The sequence below is a fragment of the Nocardia donostiensis genome (genome assembly GCF_002081715.1).
Taxonomy (GTDB): domain Bacteria; phylum Actinomycetota; class Actinomycetes; order Mycobacteriales; family Mycobacteriaceae; genus Nocardia; species Nocardia donostiensis.
Map to the genome: position 1 here is coordinate 118,599 of NZ_MUKP01000013.1, position 15,701 is coordinate 134,299.

Below are 15,701 nucleotides of genomic sequence, written 5' to 3' on the forward strand. Positions count from 1 at the left end.
GGTGCGGCTCCTACCCCGCCCCGGGTCGTTTGCATTTCGTCTGGCGCGCTGTTCTTCGATCACGCGGCATCGGGGTTGCCGCCCCGGCGTGTAGCCGCCTCCTGCTCTTCAATCCAGCGCTCAATTTCGCTGCGTCGGTAGACCACTCGCTTTGCATTGAGCGTGAAGGAGGCTGGCCCTACCCCCTTGTGCCGCCAGAACCTCAACGTGCCCTCCGGGATGCCGGTCAGCTCCGCGACTTCCCGCGTAATCAAAATCTCGCGCACCCGGTTCGTTACCTCCGAGCCCGCCCGCGTCTTCTCCATCCCAAGCCTTTCATGCGTCTATCGCTTGAACTTCAAGCGCCTTACGTTTGGGAGGCTATACGGTTGCCAGATGCTTGCGCAAGCTTCTGACGCTTTGCGAACTTGCTCGAGGCGCTTAGAGTGCGTTGGTATGTCTGATGAATCCGAGATGCAGGAGCACGCCGAGACCCTCCAGAAGCTCCGACAAAAAGAGCTTGAGGAGCACACGCAGAAACTCGCCGAGGAGTACGAGCCGGAGCGCCAACGCCACATGAAGGCGATGCGCGAAACCTTCGAGTCTTACGAGAAAAGGTTTGGTGACCAGGTGCGCCAGTGGCGGAAAGCACGTAGCTGGTCGCAAGAGGAACTGGCCGAGAAGTTGACCAACTTCGGCTTCGAGATGCACCAGACCACCCTCGCCAAAATCGAACGAGGGACGCGCCCCTTGCGCGTGGCGGAAGCTATTGCGCTTGCACAGGTATTCGGTGTCCCACCGCTGTCCGTCTTCTACGGGCCGGGGCCGGAGGATCACCTGATTTCTATGTCGATGATGCAAGAGATGATCGAAACTTACGAGGAAGCGATCAACGAGGCCGATAGGCATCTCAATCAGCAGGCCGAGACAGTTGCGTATTGGGTGCGTCAGCGTGCGATTGTGGTCGACGCGCTCAACAATGCAGCCCTGAAAGCAGATAGGCGGGGCAAATGACTGCTCGTCGCAACCGTCGGGCCGGAGTTGAAGACCTCTGGACGAAGGAAGAGCGCGATGACGACGGGACAGTCCGGCGCGTTCCATCCAAGCTGTACGGCAAGGGGAAACGTTGGCGCGGCCGGTACGTCGACGACGCTGGCAACGAATACACCAAGCGATGGGCGCGGAAGGTCGACGCTCAAGCGTGGCTGGACCAGCAGACGGCCGCCCTCATGCAGGGCACACACGTGGCGCCGAAGAATGCCCAGATCACCGTCCAGCAGTGGTGTGACGAGTGGGTGAAGGGTTACCGGCGCCATCGTGGCAGCACTGTCGAATTGGCGGAGCAGCATATCGGGCGGATCACGGCGGAGTTCGGCAAGTTACCGCTATCGGCCGTGCGCCCCTCCATGGTTAAGGCTTGGTGCGCGAAGATGAAGGCTGAGCCACTGGCCGACAGCTACGTCTATTCGCTGCACTCCCGCTTGGCGCAGATCCTCGGCGACGCGGTACACGATGGCATCTTGGCGCGTAACCCATGCTCGCGGCGCACTTCGCCGCCGCCGGGCAAGCAGAAGGTGTATGTCGCGACCACTGAACAGATATGGCAGATCCACGACGCGATGCCGAAGCACCTTCGGGTCGCGATCCTGCTCGGTGCGTTCGCTGGCCTTCGGATTGCGGAGGTGTCACAGCTACAGGTCGCTGACGTGGATTTCATTCGCGGCGTCGTCCATCCCAAGCAGCAATGGAAGGACCAGCCACTCAAAACCGACGCCAGCGACGCACCGGTGCCGATCCCGTCCGAACTGGCGCTGATGTTGTCGGCGTCGGTGAAGCAGTGGCCGGGCGTGCATCTGCTCTGTAATGAGGTGGGCAAGCCGGTCTCGCCTTGGACGCTGCGTAACCATCTCCGCACCGCCAAGGCGACGGTGGCAGATCTGCCGGAGTCGTTCAGCTTTCACGACTTGCGGCACTACTACGCGAGCCTTCTCATTGCGAAGGGCGCCGATATCAAGACTGTTCAGGCGAGGATGCGTCACGGCAGCGCCATGACCACGCTCCGCTACTACGCACATCTGTGGCCGGACGCCGACGAAGCGACACGAACCGCGGTCGGTGATGTGCTGCGAGAGCGGACAGTAGCCACTGCCTAGAAGTACTGCGTACTCACTGCGTACCCGGGGGATCGTCACTGGTACCCGGATAGCTGTTCTCGCAGGTCAGGGCACCTCAGCTCAGTCCCGCGTAGCTGTGCAGACCGCTGATCACCATGTTGATGATGAACAGGTTGAACAGCATCGCCACGAAGGCCGCGATATTGATCCAGGCGGCCTTGGTGTCGCGCCAGCCGGAGGTGGCGCGTGCGTGCAGGTATGCGGCGTAGAGCACCCATGCGATGAACGAGCAGGTCTCCTTCGGGTCCCAGCCCCAGAACCTGCCCCAGGCCGCTTCGGCCCAGATCGCGCCCAGAATGACGCCCGCGCCGAACAGTGGGAAACCGACGATGGTGGTGCGGTAGGCGAGCCGGTCCAGCATGCGGGCGTCCGGTAGGCGGCGGGCGATGGTGCCGAGGATATTGTTCGCCTCCGCGCCGTCTGGCTGACGCAGCCGGTACAGGAACAGCAGGCTCGCCACACCCGAAACCAGGAACACGCCGCTGCCGACGCTGACGATCGTCACGTGCAGCGGCAGCCAGAACGACCGCAGGGCCGGGACGACGGGCGCAGCGTCGGCATACAGCACGGTGCCCGCCAGGAACATCAGGATCAGCATCGGCACCAGCAGGAACACCCACATGGAGCGGTACCGCGCATCCCGCATGAACACGATGCCGACCACTGTGGCGGCCGCGCACGCCATGGTGACGAATTCGTACATATTGCCGAGCGGGAACCGGCCGGTGGCAAACCCGCGCAACACGATCGAGAGCACATGCAGCGCGATCGCCACGAACAGCACGGAGAACGCCATATTGCCCGCGCGCTCCGATAGCGGTGGGCGCGGTGTCTCGGTGATTTTGCCCGGCCCGTCCGGCGCGGTGGGCGGTTTTTCGCCGCCTACGGGCACGAGTTCGCGCTCGACGACCTGTTTGGTCCGCGCCGAGGCGTACTGCACGATCAGCAGCACCAGCACCAGCGCGTAGACGACGATCGCCGATTTGAAGGCGAGGTCGCTGTAGCCGGCGAGGGTCTCATCGATCGGCATTTATCCATCTCCCGTGCTCTTGCCGTCCGGCTGGTCCAGCAGCCGCGTGCGCAGGCGGTCGAATTCTCCGCCCCAGCCTGCCTGGTCGGTTCTGGCCAGCCCGCCCATCTCTACTACGGCTTGTCGTTGGTCAACGGTACCCTTCGGGACCACCCGGAGCCAGATCCGTCGCCGCGAAACCAGCAGCGACACCAGCAGGCCGCCCATCATGGCGAGCGCGCTCACCAGCACCCACTGCTGCGCCGGGTCATGCGATACCTGCAGGTTGACGAACTCCTCCGCACCGTCGAAAGTCACCTGCACCCCGTTGGACAGTGTCGCCGTCTCACCGGGACGCAGATTGGTCCGGGTTTCCTTGGTCAGCCTGCCCTGCCGGATCAGCTCCTGGTCCAGCGCGAACAGCGACTGCGAGCGGCCAGTGTCCAGCCCGGTGTCACCGCGATAGATGTCGATCGCTACCGCCGGATCGGTCATCGCCGGATACGACGACGACAGCAGCGAACCGTGGAAACTCGCCGTGGGCGCGAACAGGCCCTCGATCGCGATCTGGTTCTTACGCCGCTCCTCCTCCGTGGCATACAGCCCGCCGGGCGGGTCGATGCGCAGCACACCGGCCGACAGGAAGGTCTGCATATCCGTCGGCTGCCACTGGATGGTTTCGGTACGGGTCTGCCCGCCCGGGAAGGTGACGGTGAAGGTGGGGGCGTAACCGTGTCCCTGCAGGTACACGCGGTCGCCGCCGACTCGGAGCGGGTGATTGACCCGGAGGGTGGTGTCGCGCCAGGTGCCGGTGGTGAGGTCCTCGCCCGCCTGATAGGCGATATTCGAGGTGAACATCTCGGCTTGACCGTTGTCCAGGTAGTCGGCTCGGAAATCCTTCACCCGGACGCAGATCGGAGTCATCCCGGTGCCGTCGTTGACATTGCCGGTGCGGAACGAGTCGAATACCGCGGGTGAGGTGGTGCAGATGCCGGGGCCGTTGTTGGCGATCACAATGACCTGGCCCTCGTAGCCGAACATTTTGCCTGCTGCGATCGCCACCAGCAGCCCGACCAGCGCCAGATGGAACACCAGGTTGCCGAGTTCGCGGGTGTAGCCCTTTTCCGCGGACAGGGTCAGCTCGCCGTCGCGTTCCCCCGGCCGCACCTCGGTCCGCCACCCGCGCAACCGCGCACGGGCCTGCTCGATCACCGCGTCGGGGGTGGCGGTGACGGTGGTGGCGTGGTGGTGCGGCAGCCGGGACAGGTTGCGCGGCGCTCGTACCGGCGGGGTGCGCAGCGCACGGAAGTGATCCACCGACCGAGGCAGGATGCAGCCCACCAGCGAGATGAACAGCAGCACGTAGATAGCGGTGAACCAGAAGCTGGAAAACACGTCGAACAGTTCGAACCGGTCCATCCACGGACCAATCCTCGGCCGGTCGGCGATGTAGTCGGCGACCTTCTGTTCGTTGAGGTTGCGCTGGGGCAGCAGGGCGCCGGGGATGGCGGCCAAGGCCAGCAGGAACAGCAGCACCAGCGCGGTGCGCATGCTGGTGAGCCCGCGCCAGCTGTTACGCACGAACGCCCAGGCGCGGCCGGGCAGCGATTGGCGAGGCGGGCGCGCGGGAGCGGCGGGCCGGTCGGTCACGGTCATATCGGCAGCGTCACCTCGGCGACGAATGCGTCCCGCACCCACGCGACGAACTGGTCCCAGGCGCCGGTGACCAGCGCGACCCCCACCGCGATCAGCAGCAGTCCACCGATCACCTGAATGGCTCTGGAGTTACGGCGCAACCAGCCGACTCCGCGCAGTGCGCTGGCCGATCCGAAGGCCAGGATCACGAACGGCAGCCCGAGGCCAACGCAGTAGGCGATGATAAGGGCGACACCGCGGACCGCGGTGGTGCCGTCGGTGCCCGCGGCGACCGCCATCACCCCGGACAGGGTCGGCCCAAGGCAGGGGGTCCAGCCGAGCGCAAAAACACCGCCCAGCAGTGGTGCACCCGCGATACTGGTCAGCCTGCGCGGCTCCAGCCGGGTATCGCGCTGCAGCGCCGGGATGAGACCGAGGAACGCCAAACCCATCACGATGGTCACTACGCCGCCGAGCCGTTGCAGCAGCTCCCGGTTCATGTTCAACGTCTGGATCACGCCGAAAACAGTGGCGGTGGCCAGCACGAACACTACGGTGAAACCGGCGACGAACAATCCCGCCGCCCCCGCGACCCGGATCCGCCCGTTCCCGGTCCGCACCGGTTCGGCGACGACAGCCGCACCACCCGCAGGCCGCGCGCTTTTATCATCGCGCGCCCGCTCGGCCTCGGCAACCGTCGCGGGCGGCGACTGCGCGCCGACCAACCCGGCCAGGTAGGACAGATAACCGGGAACCAGCGGTACCACGCACGGCGATGCGAACGACACCAGCCCGGCCAGCAGGCAGGCGCCGAGCGCCAGCAGCAGCGGACCCGAGGCCGCCGTCTGCTGAAACGATTCACCCACCCCGGCCAGCACTGTCATCGTGGGCCTCGGTCCGTTCGGCCGCGCTCACCCGACGGACGTGATCCGGTCACCCTGCGGTCCGGTCCCGAGGGCACCGCGGGCCGCAACACCCAGGAACCGAGCGGCGACCGCACCAGTACCTCGGCCCGCACCCCGTGCGGCGGCCTACCCGAGCCGTACCGGCGCACTCCGCGCGATCGGAAGCTTTTCATCGCACACCTTCCGCTGCGACTCTCTGTACCACCGGCAGCAGATCTTCGGCCAGTAGCGCCCGCAGGAACACCGCGGCCACACGATGGTCGCGATCGAGCACAAGGGTGGTCGGGATGACGCTGGTCGGGAAGTCACCCCCGAGCGCGAGCAGGGTGCGCATCGACGGGTCGTAGATCGACGGATAGCCGACCTTGTTGTCGATCACGAAATCCTGCGCCTTGTCTCGCTGCAGGTCACGGACATTGATGCCGAGGAATGCCACACCCAGATCCTTGGTCTGTTCATAGACCTGTTCCAGCGCGGGCGCCTCGGCGCGGCACGGCCCGCACCACTGCCCCCACAGGTTGATCACCACCACCTGACCGGGGAAATCGGACACCGAGACGGTTTCGCCCTCGTTCATCAGGTCCGATCCGGACAGTTCGCCGATGGTGCCGCGGGAAGCAGGCGGATCGTAGAAGATATCGGTCCGGCCACCGGGCGAGACGAACTCGAAGGTGCCGCCGGACGACACCGCGTCCGACCCCGTGGAGCATCCGGCCAGCGCGTCGACCAGGCAGACGCAGGCGAGCAGGACCGGGAGCAACCGGCCCCGACGCGGCAACGGGATCGACAGTCTCATGCGCCGTGCACCGTGGGGTCCGAACCTCCCGCGGGCTCGGAGTAGACGATATCGACGAGTGTGTCGCCCCGGTAAACCAGCGAAGTGAGCGAGGCAAGTGAGCACTGCCGCTGCCGCGGATCGTGCCACAGCCGCTGCCCCTGCAGGAACCGGCGCAGCGTCCACACCGGCAGCTGATGCGAGACCAGCACCGCCTCGCGGCCCGCCGCCTCCACCCGAGCCTTGTTCACCGCGGCCAGCATCCGATGCGCGACCTGTAGATACGGCTCGCCCCATGACGGGGTGAACGGGTCACGCAGCTTCCACCAGTGCCGGGGTTTGCGTAGCGCGCCGTCGCCGACCGAAACCCGCAAACCCTCGAAGGTGTTGCCCGCCTCGATCAGGTTTTCGTCGGTGCGCACCCCAAGCCCGTGCTGTTCGGCGATGGGTTCGGCGGTTTCCTGCGCCCGCTGCAGCGGCGAGGCGATGACCACGGCGATATCGTGGTCGGCCAGCGTGCGGGCCACGGTGTCCGCCTGCGCGCGGCCGGTCACCGACAGCCCGAAACCGGGCAGCCGTCCGTAGAGGATGCCCTTGGGGTTGTGCACTTCGCCGTGCCGCACTACGTGCACGATGGTTTCCACCGACAGAGCGTCGTCGGTGCCGACGCCCTCGGGGGCGGAGAGGCCGCCCGCGGCAGCTACGGTCTGCACCGTTTCCACTGCCTCCGAGGCTGCGGCAGCTCGAGTGGTGTCGTCGGTTCCGGAACGGCCTACGGGGCCGGCGTCCGGATTGCCGGTGGGGGTCGCGGCTGGGTCGCGCTCGGAATCGGGCTGGTTCACGCGCGGGTTCCTTCGGGTGTCGCGCCCGCGGCAGCTTCGGCGGCGGCGGGCAGGGCGGCGGCGATACGGGCGAAAGCGTCCTCGTCGAGCGCCGCGGACACAAACCATGCCTCGAACGCGCTCGGCGGCGCGTACACCCCGCCGTCGAGCAGCGCATGGAAGAAGTCTGGATAACGCCAGGTCTGGCTCGCCTTGGCGGAGGCGTAGTCGGTGACCGGAGCATCGGCGAAGAACACGCTCACCATATTGCCCGCGAACTGGACCTGATGCGCCACCCCCGCGCCGGTCAGCGCCTCGGTGAGCAGGGTGCCGAGGCGTGCGGCGTTGCGGTCCAGCGCCGCGTACACCGCGTCGTCGGCGGCGCGCAGCGTCGCCAGACCCGCGGCGACCGCAACAGGGTTACCGGACAGGGTGCCTGCCTGGTAGACGGGACCCAGCGGAGCCAGCTTCGACATGATCTCGGCCCGGCCGCCGAATGCGGCAGCGGGCAGCCCACCGCTCATCACCTTGCCGAAGGTGTACAGGTCACCCGCGATACCGTCGCGACCGAACCAACCAGACGGGCTCACCCGGAACCCGGTCATCACCTCGTCCATGATCAGCAGCGCGCCGTGCCGTTCGGTGATTTCGCGCAGGCCCGCATTGAAGCCGGGCCGCGGCGCAACCGCACCCATATTGCCCGCGGCCGCCTCGGTGATCACGGCCGCGATCTCGCCCGGATTGGCGTCGAAGGCAGCGGCGACGGCGTCGATGTCGTTGTAGGGCACCACAATGGTGTCGGCCGCTTGAGCGCCGGTGACACCTGGCGAGGTGGGCAGGCTGAAGGTGGCGACACCGGAACCGGCGTCGGCGAGCAGAGCGTCGACATGCCCGTGATAGCAGCCTGCGAATTTGACGATCTTGGTCCGGCCGGTGAAACCGCGGGCCAACCGGATCGCGCTCATGGTGGCCTCGGTGCCGGAGTTCACCAACCGCACCTGCTCAACCGGCGCGACCCGGGCCACGATGCGTTCGGCGAGTTCGATCTCGGCCTCGGTCGGCGCGCCGAACGACAGACCGGTGGTGGCCGCCCGCTGCACCGCCGCGACGACGTCGGGGTGCGCGTGCCCGAGGATCATCGGCCCCCATGAGCACACCAGGTCGGCATAGTCGTTGCCGTCGGTGTCGGTGAGCATGCAGCCGTTGGCCGAGGCGATGAAGCGCGGTGTGCCGCCCACGGCACCGAAGGCCCGCACCGGGGAGTTGACACCGCCGGGGGTGACTGCCTCGGCCCGTCGGAAGAGCTGACTGGAGACCGGCACCGTTGCCCTGTCCACGCGCGGAGAAGAACTCACGGCCTCCAGTCTGGCAGCCGGTCCCGCTCCGGTCGACGACAGGGTGTAGTGGGGTGACGCACACCCCACCTCCCCGCAGCATTGACACGCCGGTAAACAACACGCCGATCAGCGACACAGCGCGGCGCGCCCGTTTCGAAATCGGCGAGCAAACGGAGGCCGGTGCGTAGGGTGACCTGCGACGACGCGGCATACCACCGCCCTATCACTCGCCCTGGAGGGACGCCTTGCGGATCGCCATCAGCAGCGCTGTTCTGTTCGCCCTGTTCATCACAGCCGGGGTCGTGGCCGCCGCCGGGGCGGGGACCGCTGCTGCCGCAGAGCCTGTCATCGACGTCGAGCACGCCCGGGCAGGTGTCCGGCTCAGCCACGCCGAAACCGCAGCGCTGGCGGCCGGGCCGATGCCGGCACTGGTCGGGCTGGCCGTCCCGGCGAATCGGATCGGCGCGCGGCTGCACCGCGAGACGAAGATCTACCGGGACGACTCCGGCGGCGTGCATGCCTCGCTGCGCCGAGTGATGCTGGAGGCGGCGAATCAGGGTGGCAACGTCACCGTCTACCTGAACGCGCCCGGAACCCGCAACGGCAGGCTGCTCGATATCTACCAGCACTGGAACTGACGGCCCGTGCGGGGAGTTGGTTCGAGCTACTCGCTGAAATTCAGGTGTACATGCACGGCGCGGATGCCGAAACAGTGTGCAGCAGGCACATGAAATTGTTGTAGGGCGCGGCCGAACCGGTTTCGGGCACGAAAATCGGGGCGGCCTCGACCGGGGTGGTATCCGTCGCGGCGGGGGCCGCGGGGTCCAGCGGAATTCCCTGTGCGCCCGCGGTGGGCGCCGCGCCGAATCCGATTGCGGCGGCCACAGCGGCGCCGGCGCAGAGTTTCACGACAAGCCGGTTCATATCATCCATTTCTCGTTCGAATCCCCCTTGGGGAAAAAATAACCGAAAATTGATGCGCCGCAAAAAATTCCGACCGGTATGCGGTTTTCACTCCGAATGGTTGGCGCGGACAGCACGCACGGCGCGGGTCACGGCGTCGACGGCGAGCAGCCCGGCAACCGCGATCAATGTGGTGGCCAGCACCAGCCAGGGCCCGGAGTAGTGGGTTGCGGTGAATGCTGGGACCCTGCCGATCGCCGCGAATTCGGTGGTGTGCACGCCGCGGCTCCAGCACAGCGCGGCAACTGCGACGCAGAGCGCAGCGGCCACTGCTTCGACAGTGATGGCGATCGGCCTGGTCAACGCTGCGATCCGTTCTCGCCTGCCAAGTCATTCGCTACCGGGTCTACGGCAGGCCGGTCCAGCGCGGCATCCAGCGCAGCCCGCAGACCGCGATGGTCCCGCGCCCATGCCCGCACTACTTCACCGTCGGTGCGGCGCAGACCGATACCGGTGCGGCGGCGCGGGATCCCGGTCAATTCGCCGAGCGTACGCGCCTTGTCCCATGGTTCGTCGTCCCAGCTCTGCTCGTCCGCTTCGGGCAGCACCGCGTCGATGGTACTGAGCGGAACGGTTTCGGTGCCGTTGCGCAGCGCGTCCGAGGTGAGTTCGACGCTGGCGTGCCTGCGAGCGGCCACCACCTGCAGGGCAACGAAGCCCGCGAGCAGCGTGGCGCAGAACAGCAGCCCGAACCAGGGGACCGGGCTGTCGGTGATCAGTTCTGCGATCAGGACGGCCAGGCAGAGCGCGGGCCCGTATGCCACGGTGCGCCAGCGGCCGCCCGGTTCGGCGAACAGCACATCCGGCGTACCGGTCACGACAGGCTCCTGGGCAGGTAGGTGACAGCGCGGAGGACCCGCGGAGGATGCCGGAGCTGGTCTAGCCGGCGATGCTGGGGAGCAACAGGACAGCGACGGTGAGGATACCGAACAGGATCAGCAAGCTCAGTACGAGCAGATCCCGCCGAATGCTCTGCGGCTGCTGGATCACCACTCGCATTGCTGCCTCCGATCCCCGGAGTGCCGGTTCGCCCGGCCCTGCCGAACGTTTGCCAGCGAATCCCGGTTCGCATGTCTACTGTGACAGCCCTCACTGTACATCGCATAATACCGCGTACAAACTCCGCGTTGGTTCCCCGCGTCGTTCACTGTTGCCGTCGCTGAAAGTATCGGGCCGATTCCGGACGGTAACAAAGGTATATCGCTCCAGCCGCGAGCACCCCCTGCACGATCGACGCCGCACCCGCGACCAGCGACGCCGCTCCGCTCACCGCGTCGAGGGCGAACATGGTGCCGATCGCCATGAAAACCAGCCACACCCCGGCGAAAGTCATCACCGTTCTGGCCCAGATTTTGCCGCGGCCGAGCTGATGCACGATCACCGCGGCCACCACCGCGACAACCACGCCGATAATGCCGACCATCACGAACGCTATCGACACCATGAGCCCGGCTGTTGCCGAAGTCAGCTGCGGATCGGTGGTATGCGCCTGTTCCAGTATGTCGGCGGTGAACTCCTCGCGCAGTCCCAGTGCCTCGATCATGGAGGCAGCCAACTGCACGAGCCCCAAGCCGATAACGCCCCACCATAATTGCCGGGCGGTGGCCACATCCCCGGGGATTTTGTCTGCTGGACTACTCACGACAGCCAGTGCGCTGCCTCGGTCGCCCAGTAGGTGAGCACGATATCCGCGCCCGCCCGGCGGATACCGGTCAGCGACTCGATGATCGCGCCCCGGCGATCGATCCAGCCGCGTTCGGCGGCAGCGGTAATCATCGCGTATTCGCCGGATATCTGATAAGCCGCGACGGGGACCGTGGACCGGTCGGCCACATCGCGCAAAATATCCAGATAGGACATGGCCGGTTTGACCATGACAATATCGGCGCCCTCGGCCAGATCCAGTTCCAGTTCCCGGATCGATTCGCGACGGTTGGCCGCATCCTGTTGGTAGGTGCGGCGGTCACCCTGCAGCGACGAGGCGACCGCCTCACGGAACGGGCCGTAGAACGCGGAGGCGTACTTCGCGGCGTAAGCGAGAATGCCGGTATCTGGGTGGCCCGCAGCGTCCAGCCCGGCCCGGATCGCACCGACCTGGCCGTCCATCATGCCGCTGGTGCCCAACAGATCCGCGCCCGCTTCGGCCTGGGCCAGCGCCATCTGGACATACCGGTCCACCGTGGCATCGTTGTCCACCGCACCGCCGGATGTGAGCACACCGCAGTGTCCGTGATCGGTGAACTCGTCCAGGCAGGTATCGGCCATGACGACAGTGTCCGAGCCGACTTCCTCGGCGAGAGCGCGCAACCCCCGGTTCAGGATCCCGTTCGGATCACTGGCCTGACTGCCGAGGGCGTCCTTGTCTTCGGCACGCGGCACCCCGAACAGCATGAGACCACCGACACCCGCGGACACCGCATCAGCGGCGGCCTTACGCAGTGAATCCATCGAATGCTGCTGCACACCGGGCATGGAGCTGATGTCACGAGGTTCATCCAGCCCATCGGCCACGAACATCGGCAGCACCAGATGCCTGGGCTCCAAGGAGGTTTCGGCAACCAGCCGCCGCAGCGCTGGCGTGCGCCGCAGCCGCCGCGGTCGTTCGATTCCGGTCATTCCGGTCATGTCAGCACCATACTGTGTTTGATTGCCGCGCCTCCGGCGCGGCGGGTTTGCGGCCCCCTCGAGGGGGCCGCGAACGCGCGTGCCGAGCGCGCCGCTATTACCTGCGCCGGCTCTTCTTGCGGGGCGGGGGTAGCAGGCCTTCGGCGCGCAGCCGGGCGGCGTGTTCGGCGAGCGCTTCCACCAGTGGACCGACCTGGGCGACTTCGGGCTGCACATCGACGCGCAGGCCGAATTCGACCGCTGTCTCGGCCGTTTTGGGGCCGATGCAGGCGACGATGGTGCGGGCGTGCGGTTTGCCCGCGATACCGACCAGGTTGCGGACCGTGGAGGACGAAGTGAACAGGACGGCGTCGAAACCGCCGGTCTTGATCATCTCACGGGTCTCCGCGGGCGGCGGCGACGCGCGCACGGTGCGGTAGGCGGTGACATCGTCGATTTCCCAGCCGCGGTCGCGCAGGCCCTCGGCCAGGGTTTCGGTGGCGATATCGGCGCGCGGCAGCAGCACCCGGTTCACCGGATCGAACACGTCGTCGTACGGCGGAAAATCGGCGAGCAGGCCGAGCGAGGACTGTTCACCGCTGGGCAGCAGCTCCGGGTTTATCCCGAAGGACCGCACCTTGTCTGCGGTGGCCTCGCCGACGCAGGCGATCTTCACACCGGAGAACGCCCGCGCGTCCAGCCCGAACTCGGCGAACTTCTCCCACACGGCGCGGACCGCGTTGGTGGAGGTGAAAACCACCCACTGGTAGCGGCCGTCGACCAGGCCCTTGACCGCGCGCTCCATCTGCGCTGGGCTGCGCGGGGGTTCCACCGCGATGGTCGGTACTTCCATCGGGATGGCGCCGTGGGTGACCAGCCGCTCGCTCATTTCGGCGGCCTGATCCTTGGTGCGCGGCACCAGTACTGTCCAGCCGTACAGTGCGCGCGATTCCCACCACGACATCTTCGACCGCTGAGCGACCGCCTTGCCGATGGTCACCACCAATGGACCGACCAGTTCAGAAGCAGCGCTGTTCAGGGTGGCCAGCGTGGCCTCGATGGTGCGCTGCTGGCGGGTGGTGCCGCGCACGGTCACCGCGACCGGCGTCTGCGGCGCCATCCCGTGCTCCACCAGCGCGCTCGCCGTTTCGGCCAGATGGCCGGAGGTGGCATGCAGTACCAGCGGGCTCGGCGCGGCGGCCAGCGCTGCCCAGTTGACTTCGCCGCGCACATCGGCCTCGGTGTGCGCGGAGCCGAGCGCGATACCGGCGTAACTCGGCACCGTGGAACCGCTGGGCAGGCCGGGCAGCACCTCGAACACGATATGGGAGCGGGTGACCGTGGTGACTTCGGCGATCACCGCGTCGGTTGTCAACGGATCACCGGCGACCACACGCACCACATCGTGGCCCGCGCGAGCCTCGGCGATCAGCGTTTTGGCCACCTCGGCGGGCTCCCCCAGCGCCGGGCGCACGTCCACCGGACGTTCGCCGTCGGGCCCAGGCTCGACCTCGGTCCCGATCAGGGCGAGCACGCCGGAGTCCACATCGGGATCGGTGAACGCGAGCGTTGCCCGGCCGAGCACCTCACGTGATCGCATGGTCAGCAATGCCGGGTCGCCCGGACCCGACCCCACGAAAAGGATCCGCCCCGGATGCTTCTTGCTGGCTCGACTCATCGGTTGTTCTCCATTGGACTGGGTTCGGTGAAGTCCGTGGCGGTATCGGCTTCCGCCTGGCCGGTTCGCACGCCGGCGAGCCGGCCGGTTCCCTCAGCGGCGAGTAGCTCGCGCGCGCCGAGATCCAGCAGCTCACGGGCAAGTGAGCGGCCGAGTTCGGCTGCGTCGGCGGTTGCGCCCACCACCGAGGCCCGCAATACGTTCGAACCGTCGATAGCGGCGGCGCAGCCGCGCAGCGACAATTCTTCGATGACCCGGCCCTCGTCGTCGAGTGATTCGACCACCTCGGCGATCGCACCGACGGGTGCGGTGCAGCCCGCCTCCAGTTCGGCGAGCAATGCGCGTTCGGCGGTGACGGCCACGCGGGCAGCGGGATCGTCCAGCCCCTGCAGGATCTCGATCAGCTCGGTGTCGTCGGATCGACACTCCACCGCAAGTGCACCCTGCGCGGGCGCGGACAGCATCTGCACCGGCTCCATGACCTCGGTGACGGCGTCCAGCTGTTCGATCCTGGCCAGCCCGGCGCGAGCGACCACGATCGCATCGAGTTCACCCTCTCGCACCTTGGCCAACCGGGAAACCAGGTTGCCGCGCAGCGGGACGATGGTGAGCCCAAGCCCGAGCGCGCGCAACTGCGCCACCCGGCGCGGGGCGGAGGTGCCGATGACGGAACCTGCGGGTAGCTCGCCCAATACCAGCCCGTTGCGGGCCACCAGCGCATCGCGCGGGTCCTCGCGGGGCGGTACGGCGGCGATGGTGAACCGCGGATCGGGCCCGGTCGGCAGGTCCTTGTAGGAGTGCACCGCGAGATCGATCGTTCCGGCGGCGAGTTCATCGCGCAGCGCCGAGGTGAACACCCCGACACCGATCGTCTGCACCGGTTCGGTCGATAGGTCACCCGGGGTCTTGATCGGTACCAGTTCGGCGGGCTGCCCGGCCGCGATCAGCGCGTCTCGTACGGTGCCCGCCTGCGTCATCGCAAGCAGGCTCCCGCGGGTGCCGATCCGCCATGGCGTACGACCGCCCGGAGCCTGCTCCAGCGAGTCGTCGCGGACCTCGCCGCGCACGTCGCCTTCTCCTTGCAGGATGGTCATGCTGTGCCCTCCTTCGCATGCCCGTGGGGCCCTGACACGGTCATGCCGAATGCTCCTGTTCATCGTCCTGGTGTCCGGGGGTGAAATCGTCGGCGAGCACGACCTCACCGTCGCGGCCTGCTCGGCCCTGCTGTCCGGCACCACTGAGTCCGCCCAACGGCACGGGCGGCGTGATCTCCATGGGCGCGGCAACCGCTTGAGCCGCCCCTGGTTTGAGTTCGAACAATTCGCGCAACGCCTCGGCATAGCTGTCACCACCGGGGGTGGTGGCCAGCTGTTTGACCCGCACCGTGGGCGCGTGCAGCAGTTTGTCCACCACCCGGCGGACCGTGCGGGCCACCTCGTCACGTTCGGGATCGGCCAGCCCGGGTAGCCGCGAATCCAGGCGCAGCAGTTCGGCTTCGACCACTTCGGCCGCGCGCTGACGCAGCGCCGCCACCGTGGGTGTGACCTCGGCCATCCGCTGGCCGGCGAGGTATTTGGCGAGCTCGTCGGCGACAATGGTGCGCGCAGCGGCGGTGTCGTCGGCCGCAGCTCCCGCGGCCGGGTCGCGCTGCAGGGTCTCGATATCGATCACGGTCACGCCGGGCAGCCCGGTCACCGCATGCTCCACATCGCGGGGCAGGCCGAGATCGCAGAAGACCAGCGGCCGCTGACCGGTACGATCCCGGTCGGCCAAGGCGTTATGGGTGTCGGCCAGCGTGATCACCGCACCGACCGCGCCGGT

General features: G+C 67.2%; 18 protein-coding genes. 3 read left to right on the plus strand and 15 right to left on the minus strand.

All coding sequences use genetic code 11. The features are described 5' to 3' along the window. Positions 1-59: 59 nt before the first annotated feature. Positions 60-305, minus strand: coding sequence for a helix-turn-helix transcriptional regulator (locus B0T44_RS11560; RefSeq protein WP_077119482.1), 246 nt, complete (start codon positions 303-305; stop codon positions 60-62). Positions 306-435: 130 nt separating this feature from the next. On the opposite strand from B0T44_RS11560, the gene B0T44_RS11565 reads away from it, so the two are divergent. Both B0T44_RS11565 and B0T44_RS11570 read left to right on the plus strand, forming a co-directional pair. After that, positions 436-993, plus strand: coding sequence for a helix-turn-helix domain-containing protein (locus tag B0T44_RS11565; RefSeq protein WP_077119484.1), 558 nt, complete (start codon positions 436-438; stop codon positions 991-993). Further along, positions 990-2,132: a tyrosine-type recombinase/integrase gene (locus B0T44_RS11570; RefSeq protein ID WP_077119486.1), complete on the plus strand. Its 1,143-nt coding sequence runs from the start codon at positions 990-992 to the stop codon at positions 2,130-2,132. Before B0T44_RS11565 ends, B0T44_RS11570 begins: the two co-directional genes overlap by 4 nt. 76 nt (positions 2,133-2,208) lie before the next feature. On the opposite strand, the gene ccsB is transcribed toward B0T44_RS11570, so the two are convergent. From ccsB to hemL, 6 genes are all read right to left on the minus strand, one after another. Beyond that, positions 2,209-3,183, minus strand: a complete 975-nt coding sequence (ccsB, locus tag B0T44_RS11575; protein WP_077119489.1) for a c-type cytochrome biogenesis protein CcsB — start codon at positions 3,181-3,183, stop codon at positions 2,209-2,211. Next, positions 3,184-4,818, minus strand: coding sequence for a cytochrome c biogenesis protein ResB (gene resB, locus B0T44_RS11580; RefSeq protein ID WP_077119491.1), 1,635 nt, complete (start codon positions 4,816-4,818; stop codon positions 3,184-3,186). Further along, positions 4,815-5,681 (minus strand): cytochrome c biogenesis CcdA family protein, encoded by an 867-nt coding sequence (locus B0T44_RS11585; protein ID WP_077119494.1) that lies wholly within the window; start codon positions 5,679-5,681, stop codon positions 4,815-4,817. The genes resB and B0T44_RS11585 overlap by 4 nt, the downstream gene beginning before the upstream one ends. Positions 5,682-5,871: 190 nt before the next feature. Beyond that, a complete protein-coding gene (locus tag B0T44_RS11590) occupies positions 5,872-6,498 on the minus strand; it encodes a TlpA family protein disulfide reductase (RefSeq protein WP_077119496.1) in 627 nt (208 codons plus the stop codon). Further along, positions 6,495-7,127: a histidine phosphatase family protein gene (locus B0T44_RS11595; RefSeq protein ID WP_077119561.1), complete on the minus strand. Its 633-nt coding sequence runs from the start codon at positions 7,125-7,127 to the stop codon at positions 6,495-6,497. The genes B0T44_RS11590 and B0T44_RS11595 overlap by 4 nt, the downstream gene beginning before the upstream one ends. Positions 7,128-7,315: 188 nt before the next feature. Further along, a complete protein-coding gene (hemL, locus tag B0T44_RS11600) occupies positions 7,316-8,653 on the minus strand; it encodes a glutamate-1-semialdehyde 2,1-aminomutase (protein ID WP_077119498.1) in 1,338 nt (445 codons plus the stop codon). 227 nt (positions 8,654-8,880) lie between these two features. Between hemL and B0T44_RS11605 the strand changes: the two genes are divergently transcribed. Then, complete coding sequence (locus B0T44_RS11605) at positions 8,881-9,273, plus strand: hypothetical protein (RefSeq protein WP_077119499.1); 393 nt, start codon at positions 8,881-8,883, stop codon at positions 9,271-9,273. Between the two features lie 40 nt (positions 9,274-9,313). Here B0T44_RS11605 and B0T44_RS11610 read toward each other — a convergent pair whose 3' ends face one another. The 8 genes from B0T44_RS11610 to B0T44_RS11645 all read right to left on the minus strand — a co-directional run. Beyond that, positions 9,314-9,559: a hypothetical protein gene (locus tag B0T44_RS11610; protein ID WP_139347927.1), complete on the minus strand. Its 246-nt coding sequence runs from the start codon at positions 9,557-9,559 to the stop codon at positions 9,314-9,316. A gap of 87 nt (positions 9,560-9,646) precedes the next feature. Continuing rightward, positions 9,647-9,901 carry a hypothetical protein gene (locus B0T44_RS11615; RefSeq protein ID WP_077119503.1) on the minus strand — a complete coding sequence of 85 codons (255 nt, stop codon included), beginning with the start codon at positions 9,899-9,901 and terminating at the stop codon, positions 9,647-9,649. Then, positions 9,898-10,416 (minus strand): transport-regulating membrane protein Mce1N, encoded by a 519-nt coding sequence (mce1N, locus tag B0T44_RS11620; RefSeq protein WP_077119505.1) that lies wholly within the window; start codon positions 10,414-10,416, stop codon positions 9,898-9,900. Before mce1N ends, B0T44_RS11615 begins: the two co-directional genes overlap by 4 nt. Before the next feature lie 326 nt (positions 10,417-10,742). Further along, a complete protein-coding gene (locus tag B0T44_RS11625) occupies positions 10,743-11,240 on the minus strand; it encodes a hypothetical protein (protein ID WP_254854227.1) in 498 nt (165 codons plus the stop codon). Next, entirely contained in the window at positions 11,237-12,214 is a 978-nt protein-coding gene (gene hemB / locus B0T44_RS11630) for a porphobilinogen synthase (protein ID WP_077119565.1), read from the minus strand. Before hemB ends, B0T44_RS11625 begins: the two co-directional genes overlap by 4 nt. A gap of 106 nt (positions 12,215-12,320) precedes the next feature. After that, positions 12,321-13,880: a bifunctional uroporphyrinogen-III C-methyltransferase/uroporphyrinogen-III synthase gene (locus B0T44_RS11635; protein ID WP_077119507.1), complete on the minus strand. Its 1,560-nt coding sequence runs from the start codon at positions 13,878-13,880 to the stop codon at positions 12,321-12,323. After that, positions 13,877-14,974, minus strand: a complete 1,098-nt coding sequence (gene hemC / locus B0T44_RS11640) for a hydroxymethylbilane synthase (protein WP_081511958.1) — start codon at positions 14,972-14,974, stop codon at positions 13,877-13,879. The genes B0T44_RS11635 and hemC overlap by 4 nt, the downstream gene beginning before the upstream one ends. A 40-nt stretch (positions 14,975-15,014) precedes the next feature. Next, positions 15,015-15,701: glutamyl-tRNA reductase (locus B0T44_RS11645; protein ID WP_497006600.1), on the minus strand; the 687-nt coding region annotated here is incomplete at its 5' end.

Coding starts and splice junctions, on each gene's coding strand:
- B0T44_RS11560 (WP_077119482.1), bottom strand. CDS start 305: ATGGAGAAGACGCGGGCGGGCTCGGAGGTAACGAACCGGGTGCGCGAG.
- B0T44_RS11565 (WP_077119484.1), top strand. CDS start 436: ATGTCTGATGAATCCGAGATGCAGGAGCACGCCGAGACCCTCCAGAAG.
- B0T44_RS11570 (WP_077119486.1), top strand. CDS start 990: ATGACTGCTCGTCGCAACCGTCGGGCCGGAGTTGAAGACCTCTGGACG.
- ccsB (WP_077119489.1), bottom strand. CDS start 3,183: ATGCCGATCGATGAGACCCTCGCCGGCTACAGCGACCTCGCCTTCAAA.
- resB (WP_077119491.1), bottom strand. CDS start 4,818: ATGACCGTGACCGACCGGCCCGCCGCTCCCGCGCGCCCGCCTCGCCAA.
- B0T44_RS11585 (WP_077119494.1), bottom strand. CDS start 5,681: ATGACAGTGCTGGCCGGGGTGGGTGAATCGTTTCAGCAGACGGCGGCC.
- B0T44_RS11590 (WP_077119496.1), bottom strand. CDS start 6,498: ATGAGACTGTCGATCCCGTTGCCGCGTCGGGGCCGGTTGCTCCCGGTC.
- B0T44_RS11610 (WP_139347927.1), bottom strand. CDS start 9,559: ATGAACCGGCTTGTCGTGAAACTCTGCGCCGGCGCCGCTGTGGCCGCC.
- hemB (WP_077119565.1), bottom strand. CDS start 12,214: ATGACCGGAATCGAACGACCGCGGCGGCTGCGGCGCACGCCAGCGCTG.
- B0T44_RS11635 (WP_077119507.1), bottom strand. CDS start 13,880: ATGAGTCGAGCCAGCAAGAAGCATCCGGGGCGGATCCTTTTCGTGGGG.
- hemC (WP_081511958.1), bottom strand. CDS start 14,974: ATGACCATCCTGCAAGGAGAAGGCGACGTGCGCGGCGAGGTCCGCGAC.